General features: G+C 58.0%; 14 protein-coding genes. 4 read left to right on the top strand and 10 right to left on the bottom strand.

Annotated features, from left to right (window positions below; translation table 11 throughout):
• Positions 1–135: 135 nt before the first annotated feature.
• Entirely contained in the window at positions 136–333 is a 198-nt protein-coding gene (locus ABD837_RS02645; protein WP_345049955.1) for a hypothetical protein, read from the bottom strand.
• Positions 334–447: 114 nt separating this feature from the next.
• Positions 448–1,770 (bottom strand): competence/damage-inducible protein A, encoded by a 1,323-nt coding sequence (locus tag ABD837_RS02650; protein ID WP_345049956.1) that lies wholly within the window; start codon positions 1,768–1,770, stop codon positions 448–450.
• Between the two features lie 112 nt (positions 1,771–1,882).
• On the opposite strand from ABD837_RS02650, the gene ABD837_RS02655 reads away from it, so the two are divergent.
• The gene (locus tag ABD837_RS02655; RefSeq protein WP_345049959.1) at positions 1,883–2,719 is read left to right on the top strand and encodes a DUF4197 domain-containing protein; all 837 of its coding nucleotides are present in this window, start codon (positions 1,883–1,885) and stop codon (positions 2,717–2,719) included.
• Positions 2,720–2,873: 154 nt separating this feature from the next.
• On the opposite strand, the gene ABD837_RS02660 is transcribed toward ABD837_RS02655, so the two are convergent.
• The 6 genes from ABD837_RS02660 to ABD837_RS02685 all read right to left on the bottom strand — a co-directional run bounded on the left by ABD837_RS02660 (position 2,874) and on the right by ABD837_RS02685 (position 9,104).
• Positions 2,874–3,236 (bottom strand): hypothetical protein, encoded by a 363-nt coding sequence (locus ABD837_RS02660; protein WP_345049961.1) that lies wholly within the window; start codon positions 3,234–3,236, stop codon positions 2,874–2,876.
• A gap of 355 nt (positions 3,237–3,591) precedes the next feature.
• The gene (locus ABD837_RS02665; RefSeq protein ID WP_345049963.1) at positions 3,592–4,218 is read right to left on the bottom strand and encodes an ABC transporter ATP-binding protein; all 627 of its coding nucleotides are present in this window, start codon (positions 4,216–4,218) and stop codon (positions 3,592–3,594) included.
• Between the two features lie 117 nt (positions 4,219–4,335).
• Positions 4,336–5,142 carry an acyl-ACP--UDP-N-acetylglucosamine O-acyltransferase gene (lpxA, locus tag ABD837_RS02670; RefSeq protein WP_345049965.1) on the bottom strand — a complete coding sequence of 269 codons (807 nt, stop codon included), beginning with the start codon at positions 5,140–5,142 and terminating at the stop codon, positions 4,336–4,338.
• A 99-nt stretch (positions 5,143–5,241) separates the two neighbouring features.
• The gene (locus ABD837_RS02675) at positions 5,242–6,636 is read right to left on the bottom strand and encodes a bifunctional UDP-3-O-[3-hydroxymyristoyl] N-acetylglucosamine deacetylase/3-hydroxyacyl-ACP dehydratase (RefSeq protein WP_345049968.1); all 1,395 of its coding nucleotides are present in this window, start codon (positions 6,634–6,636) and stop codon (positions 5,242–5,244) included.
• A 99-nt stretch (positions 6,637–6,735) separates the two neighbouring features.
• Positions 6,736–7,776, bottom strand: coding sequence for a UDP-3-O-(3-hydroxymyristoyl)glucosamine N-acyltransferase (lpxD, locus tag ABD837_RS02680; RefSeq protein WP_345049970.1), 1,041 nt, complete (start codon positions 7,774–7,776; stop codon positions 6,736–6,738).
• A gap of 98 nt (positions 7,777–7,874) precedes the next feature.
• On the bottom strand, positions 7,875–9,104 hold the full coding sequence (locus ABD837_RS02685) for an HD domain-containing protein (RefSeq protein ID WP_345049973.1): 1,230 nt from the start codon (positions 9,102–9,104) through the stop codon (positions 7,875–7,877).
• Positions 9,105–9,363: 259 nt separating this feature from the next.
• Here ABD837_RS02685 and porX point away from each other — a divergent pair, with 259 nt between their 5' ends.
• Complete coding sequence (gene porX / locus ABD837_RS02690; RefSeq protein ID WP_345049975.1) at positions 9,364–10,932, top strand: T9SS response regulator signal transducer PorX; 1,569 nt, start codon at positions 9,364–9,366, stop codon at positions 10,930–10,932.
• A 69-nt stretch (positions 10,933–11,001) separates the two neighbouring features.
• On the opposite strand, the gene ABD837_RS02695 is transcribed toward porX, so the two are convergent.
• Both ABD837_RS02695 and ABD837_RS02700 read right to left on the bottom strand, forming a co-directional pair.
• Entirely contained in the window at positions 11,002–11,448 is a 447-nt protein-coding gene (locus ABD837_RS02695; RefSeq protein ID WP_345049978.1) for a DUF4265 domain-containing protein, read from the bottom strand.
• Positions 11,449–11,482: 34 nt separating this feature from the next.
• Entirely contained in the window at positions 11,483–12,739 is a 1,257-nt protein-coding gene (locus ABD837_RS02700) for a pyridoxal phosphate-dependent aminotransferase (RefSeq protein ID WP_345049980.1), read from the bottom strand.
• 525 nt (positions 12,740–13,264) lie between these two features.
• On the opposite strand from ABD837_RS02700, the gene tsaE reads away from it, so the two are divergent.
• Entirely contained in the window at positions 13,265–13,702 is a 438-nt protein-coding gene (tsaE, locus tag ABD837_RS02705; protein WP_345049983.1) for a tRNA (adenosine(37)-N6)-threonylcarbamoyltransferase complex ATPase subunit type 1 TsaE, read from the top strand.
• 91 nt (positions 13,703–13,793) lie between these two features.
• Complete coding sequence (locus tag ABD837_RS02710) at positions 13,794–15,020, top strand: alanine dehydrogenase (protein ID WP_345049985.1); 1,227 nt, start codon at positions 13,794–13,796, stop codon at positions 15,018–15,020.
• The last annotated feature ends 268 nt before the right edge of the window (positions 15,021–15,288 follow it).

Below are 15,288 nucleotides of genomic sequence, written 5' to 3' on the forward strand. Positions count from 1 at the left end.
AGTGTTTACTCGACTCATTCCGCAAATAACGAGCATAATGCAAACTAATTCATCCGACCTACTTAGCTCTTAACACCGAAGCCAGCCGGTCCAAGTCAACTGATGTAAACGGGATGCGGTCCTGCGCCACCCGTTTCAATTCTTCAACATCATCAAACAAGGAGCCGATGACGGGCGCGCGCCTTCAAGCTTCTCCCACTCATCGGTGGAAATGAGGGCGTAATAGTCTGTTTCGAGAACAAATGGCTGGTTTGAGGCTGACTGCAAGTATCGAGCAGCTTGGTGCAATAGCCCGTGCAATTCCTGCCCAGTGATTTTGACTGCTGCGTTCATGGGACTAGATGAGGAAGTATCTATAACTGTTCAAGAAAACGGTGCTTTAAATATATGCCGCACTAGTGCCGGGGTATATGCATGTAGGCTGGTCGAGGCGAACACAACCGGATGCTACACTTGCAGGGGCAGCGCCTCTTCCTGCGCCAGCTGCTGCCGCAGCAGCGTGAGCACAGATTGCGCGGCGTATTCCGTGTTTAGGGCGCGGCCTCGGTCGAGCACGTACTCGCGGCTGATGGTTTGGGTGGCGTCGGCGTAGGCCAGGCACACGGTGCCGACTTGCTTGGTCGCGGTGGCGCCGGTGGGGCCGGCAATGCCGCTGGTCGCTACGGCTACATCAACCCCCAGGTGGCGGCGGGCGCCCTCGGCCATTTCGCGCACGGTGGCCTCGCTCACGGCCCCGAATTCAGCCAGGGTCTCGGGTTTCACCCCGAGGTCCTGCTGCTTGATGTCGTTGTGGTAGGCCACGATGCCACCCCGGAAGTAGGCTGAGCTGCCCGACACGCTGGTGAGGCGCTGGGCCACCAGACCACCGGTGCAGCTCTCGGCCGTGCCCACTGTAAGTCCGCGGACTTTCAGCAATTCTCCAATGGCCGCTTCCAGGGTCGTTTCCTCTTCGGCGAAAATGAACTCGCCAATGCGCTCGCGCAAGGCGGGCAGCAGCGCCAGCATGCGACCGCGCAGGTCGGGCTGGCCATCGGCCGTACCGGTCAGGCGCAGGCGCACGGCCCCGAAGCTGGGCAGGTACGCCAATTTGAAGTTGGCTGGCAGGGCATCCTCCCAGTCCTCAATTTTCTTGGCCAGAAAGCTTTCGCCCAGCCCGGCGGTCATCACCACCACGTGCTCGATGGGCGCAATCTCGAAGCGGGCCTGCAGGCGCGGTAGCACGTGGTCCGTCATCAGGCGCTTCATTTCGAAGGGTACGCCGGGCATGCTCACAAACACGGTGCCCTGGTCCTCGAACCACATGCCGGGAGCCGTGCCCACCGCGTTGTGCAGCACTTCGCAGTTGGCGGGCACGAGGGCCTGCTGGCGGTTCACATCGAGCATGGGCCGCTGGAAGCGCTTGAAGATTTCTTCGACGTGGTGCAGCGTGGGTTCGTGCATCACCAACTCGGCACCGAAGTAGCGAGCCAGCACGTGCTTGGTCAGGTCGTCCTTGGTGGGGCCCAGGCCGCCGGTGATGAGGACTACCTGCGCCCGCTGCCGGGCCTGGTTCAGCGCAGCTACAATCTCCTCGGCCCGGTCCGATACCGACGAAATCTGGCGCACGCGCAGCCCAATTTTGCCCAGCTCTTGGCCCATAAAGGCCGAATTGGTGTCGATAACCTGCCCGTAAAGCAGCTCGTCGCCAATGGTCATGATTTCAACATCAGGCGGAGCTGCTGGCGTGAAAGGCGTGGCAGGAACGGCGGCAGGAGTGGGGTTCGTGGACATGTGGGAAGGGGAAAAGTAGGTTTGGCCGCAAAATTGTCTGCAATTTGCACACGCGGCGGCCCAAGGACAGCCACAGGGGCCTTCCGGTTTTCCCGTCGCAGTAGTTTAGTTCATGTTAATCCGACTCGCGAGCGCCTTGCTGCTCACCGGCCTGCTCGCCACGGCCGCCCCCGCCGCCCACGCCCAAACCACTGCTGCCAAAAAAGCCGCTGCTGCTAAAAAAGCTGCCGCCGCCAAAACTGCCGCCGCTAAAGCTGCTGCGGCCAAGACTGCCGCCGCCAAAGCCGCTGCCGCTAAAGGTGCTGCCGTCAAACCCGCCCCAGCCCCCTTGCCGCCCCTCACGCAGGACCAGGCCAGCGCCGGGGTAAAAGAAGCCCTCAATAAGGGCATCATCAAAGCCGTGCAGTTTGCCTCCGAGCCCGACGGCTTCAACGGCAATGACGACATTCACATCCCCACGCCGCCCGACCTCGACTTGGTGAAAAGCACCATTGGGCGCTTGCCCGGCATGACCACGCTGTTCACGCAGCTCGAAACCCAGCTCAACCGCGCTGCCGAAGCCGCCGCGCCCAAGGCCAAGGATATTTTCCTGAACGCCCTGTCTAACATGAGCTTCTCCGATGCCCTATCGCTGGTAACCAGCAGCGAAACCGATGCGGCTACCCAGTTTTTGCGCAAGTCTACGCAGTCGCAGTTGGTGTCGGCATTTCACGGTGACATTGAAGCGGCCATCGACCAGGTAGGTGCCGGCCGGGCCTATGCCACCATCACCAACACCTACAATAAAATTCCGCTGCAACAGCCGGTCACCCTTAGCCTGGCCGACTACACCACGCAGAAAGCCGTCGACGGCCTGTTCATTCTGCTGGCCAACGAAGAAGCCAAGATTCGCAAGAACCCCGCCGCTCGCACCAGCGACATTCTGAAGTCGGTTTTCGGCCGGAAGTAGATTTTAGTTGTCAGTTACTCGTTGTCAGTTATCAGGACTGTTCTAACATAAAGCCCCGGCTGGAATCTCCAGTCGGGGCTTTGCATTTTGGTTTAGAGTGAAAAGCTTTCAGTAAAACCCTAACAACTGACAACGAGCAACTGACAACTGAAATTTAGTAGTCGTCGCTGTCGAAGCTGCTGCCCCGGCGGGCACCGCGGCCGCTGCTGAAGCCTTCGTCCTCGTCTTCGTCGTCGTCGGCGAAATCATCCTCATCATCATCGAGGCTGGTGAAGCCGCCGCGGTCGGAGTTCTCGGCGCGTTCGGCTTCCACAAATTCCTCCTCGGTCATATTGGCCAGGTCGAGGGCTTCGTCGTGCGAGGAGCCGGTGTCGGTCCACATCAGGTAATCGGCGTATTTGGCCGAAAGGCGGTCTTCGGGATTGCCGAGGGCCGCCGCGCCGCCTTTCGCGGCATAGGAATCCAGCGTATCGTCGTCGTCGAGCAGGTCGTCGTCCAGGTCGTCATCATCAATCATGGCCGGGGCGGGGGTAAAATAGGTGGAAGAAATAAGTGCCAGTATCGGCCGCGAAGATACGGCGGACGGCTATTTTGAGTTGATTGAGGGGATTTATTTTGCGACCAAAGAAACAAGCTCAGGAGCTGTAAGCTGCCATTGCCTCCCAGAATCAACCCTATAGCGACGTGGCGGGCTGCAACTTACCCACAATCTTTTTGACCGCGTTTCAGAAAATAATGCACCGTTCGGCTGGGCTGCCGGGGATGGTATTGGCCTTCCAGCTGGCTTCTTGCCAAACTTTCCTGTTCGGCGTGGGCGTAAAGCTGAGCTGGGAATCTACGTTTTGCGAGCCGCTGCTCTTTACGCAATGCGCTTAGCGGGTTGTTTGAAAATCCGTCACCAGGAGTTGTTCATCGCAAAACGCATATTCCGCTGGCACGTTGGAGCTGAGCAGGAGCGTGCGGCCAGTGCGGGTGGCCTGTACGTGCTCCTGGTACCAGGCTACGCCGCTAGCGTCGAGGTTGGTAGTGGGCTCATCGAGCAGCAGCAGCGGAGCCTCCGCGTACAGGGCCAGCCCAAGCTTGAGCCGCTGCTTCATACCCGACGAAAACTCCCGAATGAGGCGCTGCCGGGCTTTCTCAAGGTACATGATATCCACGAGCCGCTCAATGCTTACCCCAGTCCGTAGCGGCTTAAATTGGGTGTGGAAACGCAGCAGCTCCAGCAGCGTCAATTCCTCCAGCAGTTCCAAATAGGGGGCCGCGTACGCCAAGTGCCGGGGCACGTCCTCCACGGCCAGCGCGTGGCCGGCCAATGCGTACGTGAGTTTCCCTTCCGTGGGCAGCAGCTGGCCCGAAAACGTATTTAATAGGGTACTCTTGCCCGCGCCGTTTGGCCCCAGCACGGCAGTAGCGCTGCCGGGCCGAAACGAGCGGGTGAGCCCCCGGAAAATCCAGTCGCGCTGGAAGCGCTTGCCCAGACCGGTGGCGTCAATCTGCAAGGAGATGTCAGTTACTGGTTGTCAGTTGTTAGTTATAATTTTCTCTTCCGAATGGAGGACGAACTGACAATTATCAGTAACTAGCAACTGACAACTAGTAACTGACAACGAATTCCCCTAATCGAGTTCGGCTTCGCCGGCTTTGTCGCGCTTGGGGCCTTTGATGATACCGCGCGTGGCCGCCCGAATGAATTCCAGGGCGTGGTCGCGCTCCGGCGAGGGCTCAATTTCGGCCTCAATGCGGGCAATGGCATCCTGCGTGTTCATGCCGCCCAGAAACAGCAGGCGGTACAGGTTGTGCAGGCCGGTAACCTGCTCCTCGCTAAAACCCCGGCGACGCAGGCCCACCGAGTTTACACCGGCGTAGGTGAGGGGTTCGCGGGCCGCCTTCACAAACGGGGGAATGTCTTTGCGCACCAGCGAGCCGCCGCCGAGGAAAGCATGCGCTCCGATGCTTACGAACTGGTGAATGGCCGAGGTGCCGCCCAGAATGGCCCAGTCACCCACCGTGACGTGGCCGGCAATCTGCACCGAGTTCGAAATCACGCAGTGGTCGCCAATCACGCAGTCGTGGGCCACGTGCACGTAGGCCTGCAGCAGGCAGTGGCTGCCCACCACGGTGCGGCCCCGGTCCACGGTGCCGCGGTTCACGGTTACGCACTCGCGCAGCACGGTGTAGTCGCCAATTTCGGCGGTGGTGTGCTCGCCGGCAAATTTCAAATCCTGCGGCACCGCGCCAATCACGGCACCTGGGAATACCTGACAGTGCGCCCCAATGCGCGTCCCGCTCATGATGGTCACGTTCGGCCCAATCCAACTGCCCTCGCCGATTTCGACGTCCGCCGCGATGGTCGTGAACGGTTCAACGGTGACGTTCGCCGCGAGGCGGGCTTCGGGGTGAATATGGGCGAGGGGGGAAATCATTCTTTATTTTAATGAAGAATGAGGAATGAAGAACGAAGAATTACACAACCGACAACAGGGAGCAATTCTTCATTCTTCATTCTTCATTATTAATTCAAATTACGCGTCTTTGCGGACGATGGCGGCGCTCATTTCGGCTTCGCACACCACTTTGCCATTCACAAAAGCCTGGCCACGCATTTTGGCGATGCCGCGCTTGATGGGGGCCAGCAGCTGGCAGTGGTAGACAATGGTGTCGCCGGGCAACACCTTCTTGCGGAAACGGGCATTTTCGATGCCCAGAAAATATTGCCAGTAGTTCTCAGGGTCGGGCACGGTGTTCATCACCAGAATGCCACCGGTCTGGGCCAGGCCCTCGATTTGCAGCACGCCAGGCATCACCGGGTTGCCGGGGAAGTGCCCTTGGAAGAAAGGCTCGTTAATGGAAACGTTTTTTACCGCCGTTACCACCTGGTCGTCCAGGTGCACCACCTTGTCAATCATGATGAAGGGGTAGCGGTGGGGCAGCACCTGCATAATGCGGTTGATGTCCATCACCGGCTCGCGGTTAGGGTCGTATAACGGCACCGGGTTGCTGCGCGACTCCAGCATCTTCTTCTTGATTTTCTTGGCGAACGCCACGTTGGCGGCGTGCCCGGGGCGAGCGGCCAGAATCTGACCTTTCAGCGGGCGGCCCACCAGGGCGAGGTCGCCCACAAGGTCGAGCAGTTTGTGGCGGGCGGGCTCATTTTTGTGGCGCAGGTCCACGTTGTTGAGAATGCCTTCCTTTTTTACCGCCACGCGGGGCTTGCCCAGCATTTTGGCCAGGTCGTTTAGCTCATCGTCGCTCACCACGCGGTCCACCACCACAATGGCATTGCTGAGGTCGCCGCCGCGAATGAGGTTGTTTTTGTAGAGCATTTCCAGCTCGTGCAAAAAGCAAAACGTGCGCGACGAAGCAATTTCTTCGCTGAATTTGCCAATGTCGTCCAGGGTGGCGTGTTGCGAGCCCAGCACCGGCGAGTTGTAGTCCACCATCACCGTGAGGCGATAATCGGGGAGGGGCAGGGCGGCTATTTCGACGCCGCGCGCATTGTCGACGTACCGGATACTTTCCGGGATTTCGTAGTAGTTGCGCAGCGCGTTTTGCTCCTCATATCCCACAGTGTCTAGGGCCTTGATGAACTCCGCTGACGAGCCATCCATGATGGGCGGCTCTGGGCCGGAAAGCTGAATCAGTACGTTATCAAGCTGCAAGCCAACCAAGGCGGCCAGCGTATGCTCCACGGTATTCACACGGGCCCCGTTCTGCTCGATGGTGGTGCCGCGGCTCAGGTCCACCACGTTGTCCACGTCGGCATCGACGACGGGCTGGCCGGGCAAATCGACCCGTTGAAATTTGTAGCCGTGGCCCACAGGCGCGGGGCAAAACGTCATGGTGGCCTCTACGCCCGTGTGCAGGCCAACGCCGCGCACCGTCACGGGCGCCTTAATGGTGTGTTGCTTGTCGTTCATTTCATTAGTTGTCAGTTGTTTGTTGTCAGTTGTTAGTTGTTTAAACACCTAATGGCGAACAACTGACAACTAGCAACGAACAACTAATAGTCTGCAAAGCTAGGGCTTTTCCGCCGTGTTTTGGGCCTTCTCCAGCGCTACTACGCGCTGTTCGAGTTCGGGCAGGCGGCGGAAAACGATTTGGGCGCGCTGGTTCTGCTTGAAGTCGAAGGCGGTGGAGCCTTGCAGGATGGTGCCTTCCTGCTTCACGTTCTTGCCCACGCCCGACTGCGCCGTAACCGTTGTTTTGTTGGCCAGTGTCACGTGGCCGGCCATGCCCACCTGGCCCGCTAGCACGCAATGGTCACCGATTTTGGCCGAGCCGGCGATACCCGTTTGCGAGGCAATGACGGTGTGCTGGCCGATTTCGACGTTGTGCGCCAGCTGCACGAGGTTGTCGATTTTGCTGCCCCGCCCGATGCGCGTCGAGCCCAAGGTGGCGCAGTCGATGGTGGCGTTGGCCCCGATGCTGACGAAGTCCTCGAGCACCACGTTACCGATTTGCGGAATGGCCTTGTAGCTGCCATCGGGCTGCGGCGCAAAGCCAAACCCGTCGGAACCGACCACCGCGCCGGCCTTCACGACGCAAAACTTGCCAATGATGGTATCAGGGTAAATCTTGGCCCCGGCGTGGATGATGCTGCCTTCGCCGATGGTCACCCGGTCGCCGATGTAGGCCTGCGGGAAAATCAGTACGTTGTCGCCCAACTGGCACTGCTCGCCGATATAGGAGAAGGCACCGCGGTAGTGGCCCGGGCCAATGCTGGCACTTTCAGCAATGAACGAAGGCTGCTCGACGCCGCGCTTGCCCGTACGAGTTGCCTGGGCGTAGAATTCGAGGAGTTGGCTGAAAGCGGTATAAGGGTTTTCGACGCGGATGAGGGCAGGGCGCACGGCCTGGCGCAACGCCTGCTCGCGGCCCACAATCACGGCCGAAGCGCCGGTTTCGTAGAGAAACGGTTCGTATTTGGCGTTCGACAAAAAGGTAAGCGAGCCAGCCTGAGCTTCTTCGATTTTCGCAAGGCTGGAGATGCGCTGGCTCGCGTCGCCCTCCACGGTGCCGCCGAGGACTTCGGCGATTTGTTGAACGGTAAATTCCATAAGGCAAAAGTAGGGCGGAGCCTTTGCTCCGCCATTCCTGCGACGGACTAATGAGGGACGGTCGTGACGCTGATGCATGGCGGAGCAAAGGCTCCGCCCTACACAATTTCCTTGGGGTAGCAGATGTAGAATTTCTCCACCCGTTGGCTCAGGGCGCGGATGTTGGGCAGGTCGGAGGCTTCCATTACGTTCACCACGTCACCTTTTTTGGTCAGAATTTCGATGGGCTCCTGGCTTTCGGCGTTGTAGGCGCTGTTGCTCAGGCGTCCCGGAATCATAAGCAGGGCGGCTTCGTCCATCGGCAGGCTGAATTTCTCGGCGATGAGCTCCTGGATGCCAAGCCGGAATTCTTCGTCGAACGGCTCGGGAGCCAGCACAATCTTGAGCAGATTGCGGTGCAGAATGCTTTTGGCCAGGTAGCTAAGCACCACATCGCGGTGCCCGGCCCAGGCCTTAATGGCCGACCAGATGTCGAAGTCGTCGAGCTCGACGAAATGGCTAAGAATTTTCTCGTTGTTTTCAAATTCGGCCAGGCTTACGGCGCGGCCCAGGAAGTAGCCCAGACAGCTGTTGGCGGGTACTTCCACGCCTTGGCGGGCCAGGTCGCGGGCCCGCTGCACCACCCGAATTACCATCTGCTCGGCCGAGGTGACGGTTTTGTGCAGGTACACCTGCCAGTACATTAGCCGGCGGCTCACCAGGAAATTTTCGACCGAGTACACGGCTTTTTCCTCCAGTACCAGCCGCTCTTCGTGCACGCGCAGCATTTTGATGAGGCGGTCGGCGCCGGGGCGGCCTTCCTCGACACCGGTATAAAAGGAGTCGCGGTTCAGGTAATCGAGGCGGTCCATGTCGAGTTGGCTGCTCACCAGCTGGTGGAAGAACGGCCGGGCGTAGCTGCCCTGAAAAATCGCAATAGCCAAATCGAGCTTGCCGTTGAACTCCTTGTTAAGCCGCTCCATCAAAAAAAGCGAGAGCTGCTCGTGCGGCACGTCCTGGAAAATGGCGGTTTCGAGGGCGTGGGAAAGGGGGCCGTGGCCCACGTCGTGCAGCAGAATGGCGGCCAGCGCGGCCTCGCCTTCGGCGGCCGTAATCTTCACGCCTTTGTCCTTGAGCGTGCGCAGGGCCAGCGACATCAGGTGCATGGCCCCGAGGGCGTGGTGGAAGCGTGTGTGCAGCGCCCCGGGGTACACAAATCCCGTAAGGCCGAGCTGCTGAATGCGCCGCAGCCGCTGAAAATACGGGTGCTCGATGAGGTCGAACAGAAACTCCGTCGGGATGGTGACGAAGCCGTAAACGGGGTCGTTGAAGATTTTCTTTTTGTTCACGGGAGGAGGCAGGGCGCGGGCGGCAAGGTGGCGTCGACAGGTAGAATTCCGGCGTGGCGGAGCAGAAATAGGCAATATTTGCTGCTGCTGCCCGTCAGTAGTCAAACGCGAAGCTACGGCTTGCCATTTCGGCAAATGCAACTTTGTGCGGAGAAGCCCGCTTCTTTAAGCGCGGGCTTCCCGCTATTTTCATCTGGGGCGTCCGAACGTTGTTCTTTCAACCAACGACCCTAAGTCCCCAACTTCCCAAGTCTCTCCTATGCAACAAACCACCATCCTCTGGGCCGACGACGAAATCGACCTGCTTAAGCCGCACTTGCTGTTTCTTAAGGAAAAAGGCTACGATGTGACCCCCGTGAACAGCGGCGCCGATGCCATCGAGGAAATCCAGGAAAAGAGCTACGACCTCGTGTTTCTCGATGAGAACATGCCCGGCCTCACCGGCTTGCAGACGCTGACCGAAATCAAAGCCATTCGGCCTACCGTGCCCGTGGTGATGATTACCAAGAGTGAGGAGGAGCACATCATGGAGTCGGCCATCGGGGCCAAAATCGCCGATTACCTGATTAAGCCGGTGAACCCGAGCCAGATTCTGCTGTCGGTGAAAAAGGTGCTTGACAACAAGCGCTTGGTGAGCGAAGCCACTAACTCTGGTTACCAGCGCGATTTCCGCCAGCTCGGCATGCAGCTGTCCGACCGCCTCACGCCCGCCGAGTGGGCCGACGTGTACAAGAAGTTGGTGTATTGGGAACTCGAAATCAACGAAACCGAGGGCAAGAGCATGGCCGAGGTTTTCAACATGCAGAAGGACGAGGCCAACACGTACTTCGGCCGCTTCATCACGGAAGACTACGAGGACTGGGTGAACGGCGACGACAAAAACGCCCCGCTCATGTCGCACCAGCTGTTCAAGGAGCGCGTGTTCCCGACGCTGAAGGCCACCGGCGACACGCCCGTGTACTTCGTGCTGATTGACAACCTGCGCTACGACCAGTGGAAGGTATTGGAGCCCATCATCACCGAAATGTTCACGGTGGACAGCGAAGAGATGTACTACGCCATTCTGCCGACCACCACGGCGTACGCGCGCAACGCCATTTTCTCGGGTATGATGCCGAGCGAAATCCAGAAGAAGTACCCCAACCTGTGGGTGGACGACCAGGACGACGAAGGCAAAAACCTGCACGAGGCCGAGTTCATGGAAATCAATTTCCAGAAGAACAACCAGAAGGTAAAGCACAGCTACCACAAGGTGACCAACCTGCAGGCCGGCAAGGACTTGCTCGGCAAGATGAGCAACCTGCACAACAACTACAAGTGCAACGTCATCGTGTACAACTTCGTGGACATGCTCTCGCACGCCCGCACCGACATGGCCATGATTCGCGAGTTGGCGGCCGATGAGTCGGCCTACCGCAGCATCACCCGCTCGTGGTTCCTGCACTCGCCGCTGTATGAAATGATGCAGCAGATTGCCGAGAAAAAGGGCAAGCTCATCATCACCACCGACCACGGCACCATCCGCTGCAAGCGCCCTTACAAGATTGTGGGCGACCGCAACACCAATACCAACCTGCGCTACAAGCACGGCAAAAACCTGGGCTTCGAAGACTCGCGCGACGTGTACGTGGTGCGCAAGCCGGAAAGCATTTTCCTGCCCCGTGAGAACGTGAGCACTGCTTACGTCTTCACCATCGGCGACTATTTCTTCGCCTACCCCAACAACTACAACTACTACGTGAACTACTACAAGGACACGTTCCAGCACGGCGGTATCTCGCTGGAGGAATGCATTATTCCTTATGTGACGCTCACAGCGAAGGGGTAGTTAGTTGATAAGAATAAACAAAAAAGCTCTTCTGAAATTCAGAAGAGCTTTTTTGTTTCCAGGCAAGCTTTAATGGGCTAAACATGCCTCTCTGTAAGCTAAAACCTCCTGTTTTTCTTGCCTTTTTAAATACGATTTAATTGGCCCGTATTTAACTTGAGCAGGCACATCAACGGAGAAATAATTAGGTAGATGACTGCCTTCCCAACTGCAGCCTAACGTTTGCAAATGCTTCTGGACTGCTGATATACGGTCTGATTTGAAAGAAATAATCTGCAACGTGCTATGTCCCGACTCTTCTATTAAATCCTGTACTAATAAGCGGCCGTCTTCTGGGATAGCATATACGACATCTTTATAGGAATAGCTTTCTACGAAAAAAGGGATGTTGTCCAACGCATAATATCCCTTTTGCTCATCTACGACAGCTGCACACAAACTTTCAGAGTAATCTTCATCAAGCACCGTGTTGAAGAAGTCAAAAAAAACTTTAACACGTTTCAATGAATCGGTCATTATCCTGATGGTAGTAGGGTGAACAGGACGATGCCTACTTCAACCCGTCCAGCGCCGCCCGTAGCCGCGGCAGGGCCGACTGAATCGACTCCACCGTTTCGGCACCGACCGAGGCGCGGAACCAGGGCTCAGTGGCCGGCGAACCGAAGGCTGAGAACGGCACCAGCGCCAGTTGGGCTTCGGCGATGAGGTAGGAAGTGAGCTCGGCGGTAGTGGCGAGTACGGTACCGTCGGGGGCAGTGCGGCCCAGTACGTCGATTTTGGCGGTGAGGTAGATGGCCCCGGCCGGCGCTACGGCATCAACGGGGTAGCCCTGAGCCTTCAACTCTTTCAAGCCTTTGAACAGGCCTTCGAGCGAGCTGTCGAGGCGCGTTTTCATACCGGCCAGAAATTCGTCGACTGCTTCCGTTTGGGGCAGGAAATGGGCAGTGGCCACCTGCTCGGCCTTTGGGGCCCAGGCGCCAACGTGACCCAGAATGGATTTCATCTGGTTGATGAGAACGGGCGGGCCAAAGGCGTAGCCCACGCGCACGCCGGTGGCGGCAAAGCACTTCGAGGTGCCGTCGATGTAAATGACGTAGTCGCGCAGCTCGGGGCGTAGGCTCACCGGGTCGAAGTGCTGGGTATCGCCGAAGGTGAGGAGGCAGTAAATCTGGTCGTACATGATGTACAACGGTTTCTCGTCGGAGCCGCGGCGCTTGTTCTCCGCAATTACCAAGTCGCAGATTTCTTCCAGGCCTTCTTTGGTAAACACGGTGCCGGTTGGGTTCAGCGGCGAGCACAGGGCCAGCAGCGTGGCGCCGGCCACGTGCGGGGCCAGGTCGGCCGCGGTGGGCATGAAGTTGTTGTCGGCGCGGGTGGGCACGGCCACGGGCGTGGCGTCCACGAGGTGGCAGTAGTGGTTGTTGTTCCAGCTGGGCAGCGGGAAGATGACGCGGTCGCCGGCATCCACAATGGCGCGGTAGGCGGCGTAGATGAGCGGCCGCGAGCCGCCGGCAATGAGAATATCGTCGGGGCCGTAGCTCAGGCCCTGGCGCTCCTTCAGAAATTTCGATACCGCGTCGCGCAGTTCGCCCATGCCGGCCGCCGGCGGGTAATTGGTCAGCCCCGCTTTATAGGCGTCGATGATGCCGGCAGTGAGGCCCGCCGGAATCGGGAAAATCTTCGAGTCGAAGTCGCCGATGGTCAGGTTGCAGATATTGGCCCCCTGGCGCACCTGCTCGCTAACCTGGTTGCCGATTCGAATAATTTCGGAGCCGCGCAGACCGGCGGCCATCTTGGAGATTTGCATAAGCTGAAAGCCGCAGTAGAGTGGCCACCACGGCGCACGAAGGTAGGGGACGCTACGCTTAATGAGGAATGAATAATTAAGAAGGAGGAATTGGTAAATGGCCTGGTGGTTCCAAAATCTGAATTCTTCCTGTAGCGTAGCATCTCTGCGCGCCTGCCATCGGTTAATATCTCCGGGTCCAGAGGCTCAGTAGGCCCGTTATACTGCCCGCACACCTTGGTACGTCAGGCGCGCACAGCAGCATATTGTGGGCACTGGCCTGGCCCTAGCGGGGGCAATGGTTGCCTCCACCGAATCGTTGGCCCACTACAAGGAGAGGGGAAACTTTAGTGTATGCTCCTTGCATTAGCCCTGTCCGGCTGGAAATGCTGGCTAACGGTGTCAAGTTGGAAGGACGCGGATACAGAAGCAGGCGGTTTGTACTGAAGGAATTAGGCAGCTAAGCAGGGTTTGAAGTGAGGCCAAGCCATTGGTATTCCATCAGCTGGTATCAGTGGAGTGCGGCGACAGCGGTAAATTCGCCCCATGCTGCCTCACACCATTGCCCTGCCCACTTTAGCCGAACTCCCCACCGCTGCCGCTGAGTTGCGCGCTGCCATTGCCGAAACGGGTTGCCTGGTAGTGGCCTTCGAAGGGGAGATGGGGGCTGGCAAGACCACGCTTATCCGTGCTCTATGTGCCGCCTTGGGGGTGGCCGACGACGTGAGCAGCCCCACTTTCGCGTTGGTGAACGAGTACCGCGATGGCTACAATAAGGCCGTGTACCACTTCGATTTTTACCGGATTGATTCGGAAGATGAGGCCGAACGCATCGGGGCGAGCGAGTATTTCTATTCGGGGTATCTTTGTTTAGTGGAATGGCCTGCCCGGGTGGCGGCTTTATTGCCGTTGCCTTACCTTGAAGTGCGCCTGACCGTGCAGCCCGACGAAAGCCGGATGATTGAATTAAAAATTATAGATTAAGAATTGAAAATGGCCTTCGTTCTACCAAGCACAGCCATTGTTGATTGTTGGTGATTTTTAATTCGTAACGTATATTTTTTAATTCTCAGTAATGCCCGAGCAGCTACCTTCCGGATTTGAGTCCCTGGCCACTAGTCGTGCCTATTTCACGCAGGAATCGATGCTGGCTGTGGAAACGCGCAAGCGCAAGCTGTTTATCGGCATGCCGCGCGAAACCTCGCTTCAGGAAAACCGCCTCGGCCTCACACCCGAAGCGGTGCAGCACCTCGTTTCGGCCGGGCACGAAGTAGTGATGGAAGCCGGCGCCGGCGAGCCCAGCAAATACGCCGACCACGCCTACTCCGAAGCCGGAGCCCAGATTGCCTATTCCACCGAAGAGGTGTTCAAGGCCGATATTTTGCTGAAAGTGGCCCCGCCGACGCTTGAGGAAATTGAGTTGCTGCACCCCAACCAAACCCTGATTTCGGCCCTGCAAATGGGCTCGATGACGCCGGACTACATTGCGGCTCTCTCTCGCAAGAAAATCAATGCCATTGGCTTCGAGCTGATGAAAGACCCCAGCGGGGCCCGCCCCGTAGTGCGCGCCATGAGCGAAATCGCGGGCTCGACGGTGATGCTGATTGCGGCCGAATACCTGGCCCGCTCCAACGAGGGCAAGGGCATTATTCTGGGCGGTATTACGGGCGTGCCGCCGTCGCAGGTTGTTATTCTCGGGGCCGGCACAGTGGCCGAGTACGCCGCCCGCGCCGCCACGGGCCTCGGGGCCGAAGTGAAGGTGTTTGACAACCATCTTTACAAGCTGCGCCGCCTCAAGCACAACCTGGGCATGCAACTCTACACCAGCACGCTGGACACGTTTGCCCTGAGCCAGCAAATTCGCCGGGCCGATGTGGTTATTGGCGCCCTGGCGGTGGAAGACGGGCGCATTCCCTATATGGTGCCCGAGGAAATGGTGGCCAGTATGGCCCCCGGCTCCATCATCATCGACGTGAGCATCGACCAAGGCGGCTGCTTCGAAACCAGCGAGATGACCAGCCACAGCAAGCCCGTGTTCCGCAAGTACGACGTGGTGCACTACTGCGTGCCCAACATCGCCTCGCGCGTGCCCCGCACCGCCACCAACGCCCTCAGCAACATCTTTACGCCCATCCTCCAGGAAATCAGCCAGCACGGCGGCATCAACGAGGTGCTGTTCACCAACGAGCATTTCCGCAGCGGCGTCTACATCTACCGCGGCTCGCTGACGAATGCGATGATTGCGAAGAAATTTAACCTGCGGTACAAGGAGTTGGGGCTGCTAATTGCCGTGCGGAATTAATGTTATAAAGGAACTAACCTGTAGTATCGCCCTATACCATAAGCTTAGAATGGTATTGCAACTGTAATGAGTGGAAACCCCATTTTTAGGTTTGTTATAGTTATTAACTATTATGTGTATAGCTTTTATCAAAAGTGGTACCCTGACCCTTCAGGTCATGCTGTGCAGGTAAGCGGGTTTCTTTTTGCACTTACCATCGCAGAAGTAGCTAATCTTTTTGGATTATTAGATTCCCCACCTCCAGGAGGACTTTTACTGTGGCTTCTGT

It is taken from the genome of Hymenobacter glaciei (assembly GCF_039539585.1).
Lineage (GTDB): Bacteria > Bacteroidota > Bacteroidia > Cytophagales > Hymenobacteraceae > Hymenobacter > Hymenobacter glaciei.

Coding starts and splice junctions, on each gene's coding strand:
- ABD837_RS02645 (WP_345049955.1), bottom strand. CDS start 333: ATGAACGCAGCAGTCAAAATCACTGGGCAGGAATTGCACGGGCTATTG.
- ABD837_RS02650 (WP_345049956.1), bottom strand. CDS start 1,770: ATGTCCACGAACCCCACTCCTGCCGCCGTTCCTGCCACGCCTTTCACG.
- ABD837_RS02655 (WP_345049959.1), top strand. CDS start 1,883: ATGTTAATCCGACTCGCGAGCGCCTTGCTGCTCACCGGCCTGCTCGCC.
- ABD837_RS02660 (WP_345049961.1), bottom strand. CDS start 3,236: ATGATTGATGATGACGACCTGGACGACGACCTGCTCGACGACGACGAT.
- lpxA (WP_345049965.1), bottom strand. CDS start 5,142: ATGATTTCCCCCCTCGCCCATATTCACCCCGAAGCCCGCCTCGCGGCG.
- ABD837_RS02675 (WP_345049968.1), bottom strand. CDS start 6,636: ATGAACGACAAGCAACACACCATTAAGGCGCCCGTGACGGTGCGCGGC.
- lpxD (WP_345049970.1), bottom strand. CDS start 7,776: ATGGAATTTACCGTTCAACAAATCGCCGAAGTCCTCGGCGGCACCGTG.
- porX (WP_345049975.1), top strand. CDS start 9,364: ATGCAACAAACCACCATCCTCTGGGCCGACGACGAAATCGACCTGCTT.
- ABD837_RS02695 (WP_345049978.1), bottom strand. CDS start 11,448: ATGACCGATTCATTGAAACGTGTTAAAGTTTTTTTTGACTTCTTCAAC.
- ABD837_RS02700 (WP_345049980.1), bottom strand. CDS start 12,739: ATGCAAATCTCCAAGATGGCCGCCGGTCTGCGCGGCTCCGAAATTATT.
- tsaE (WP_345049983.1), top strand. CDS start 13,265: ATGCTGCCTCACACCATTGCCCTGCCCACTTTAGCCGAACTCCCCACC.
- ABD837_RS02710 (WP_345049985.1), top strand. CDS start 13,794: ATGCCCGAGCAGCTACCTTCCGGATTTGAGTCCCTGGCCACTAGTCGT.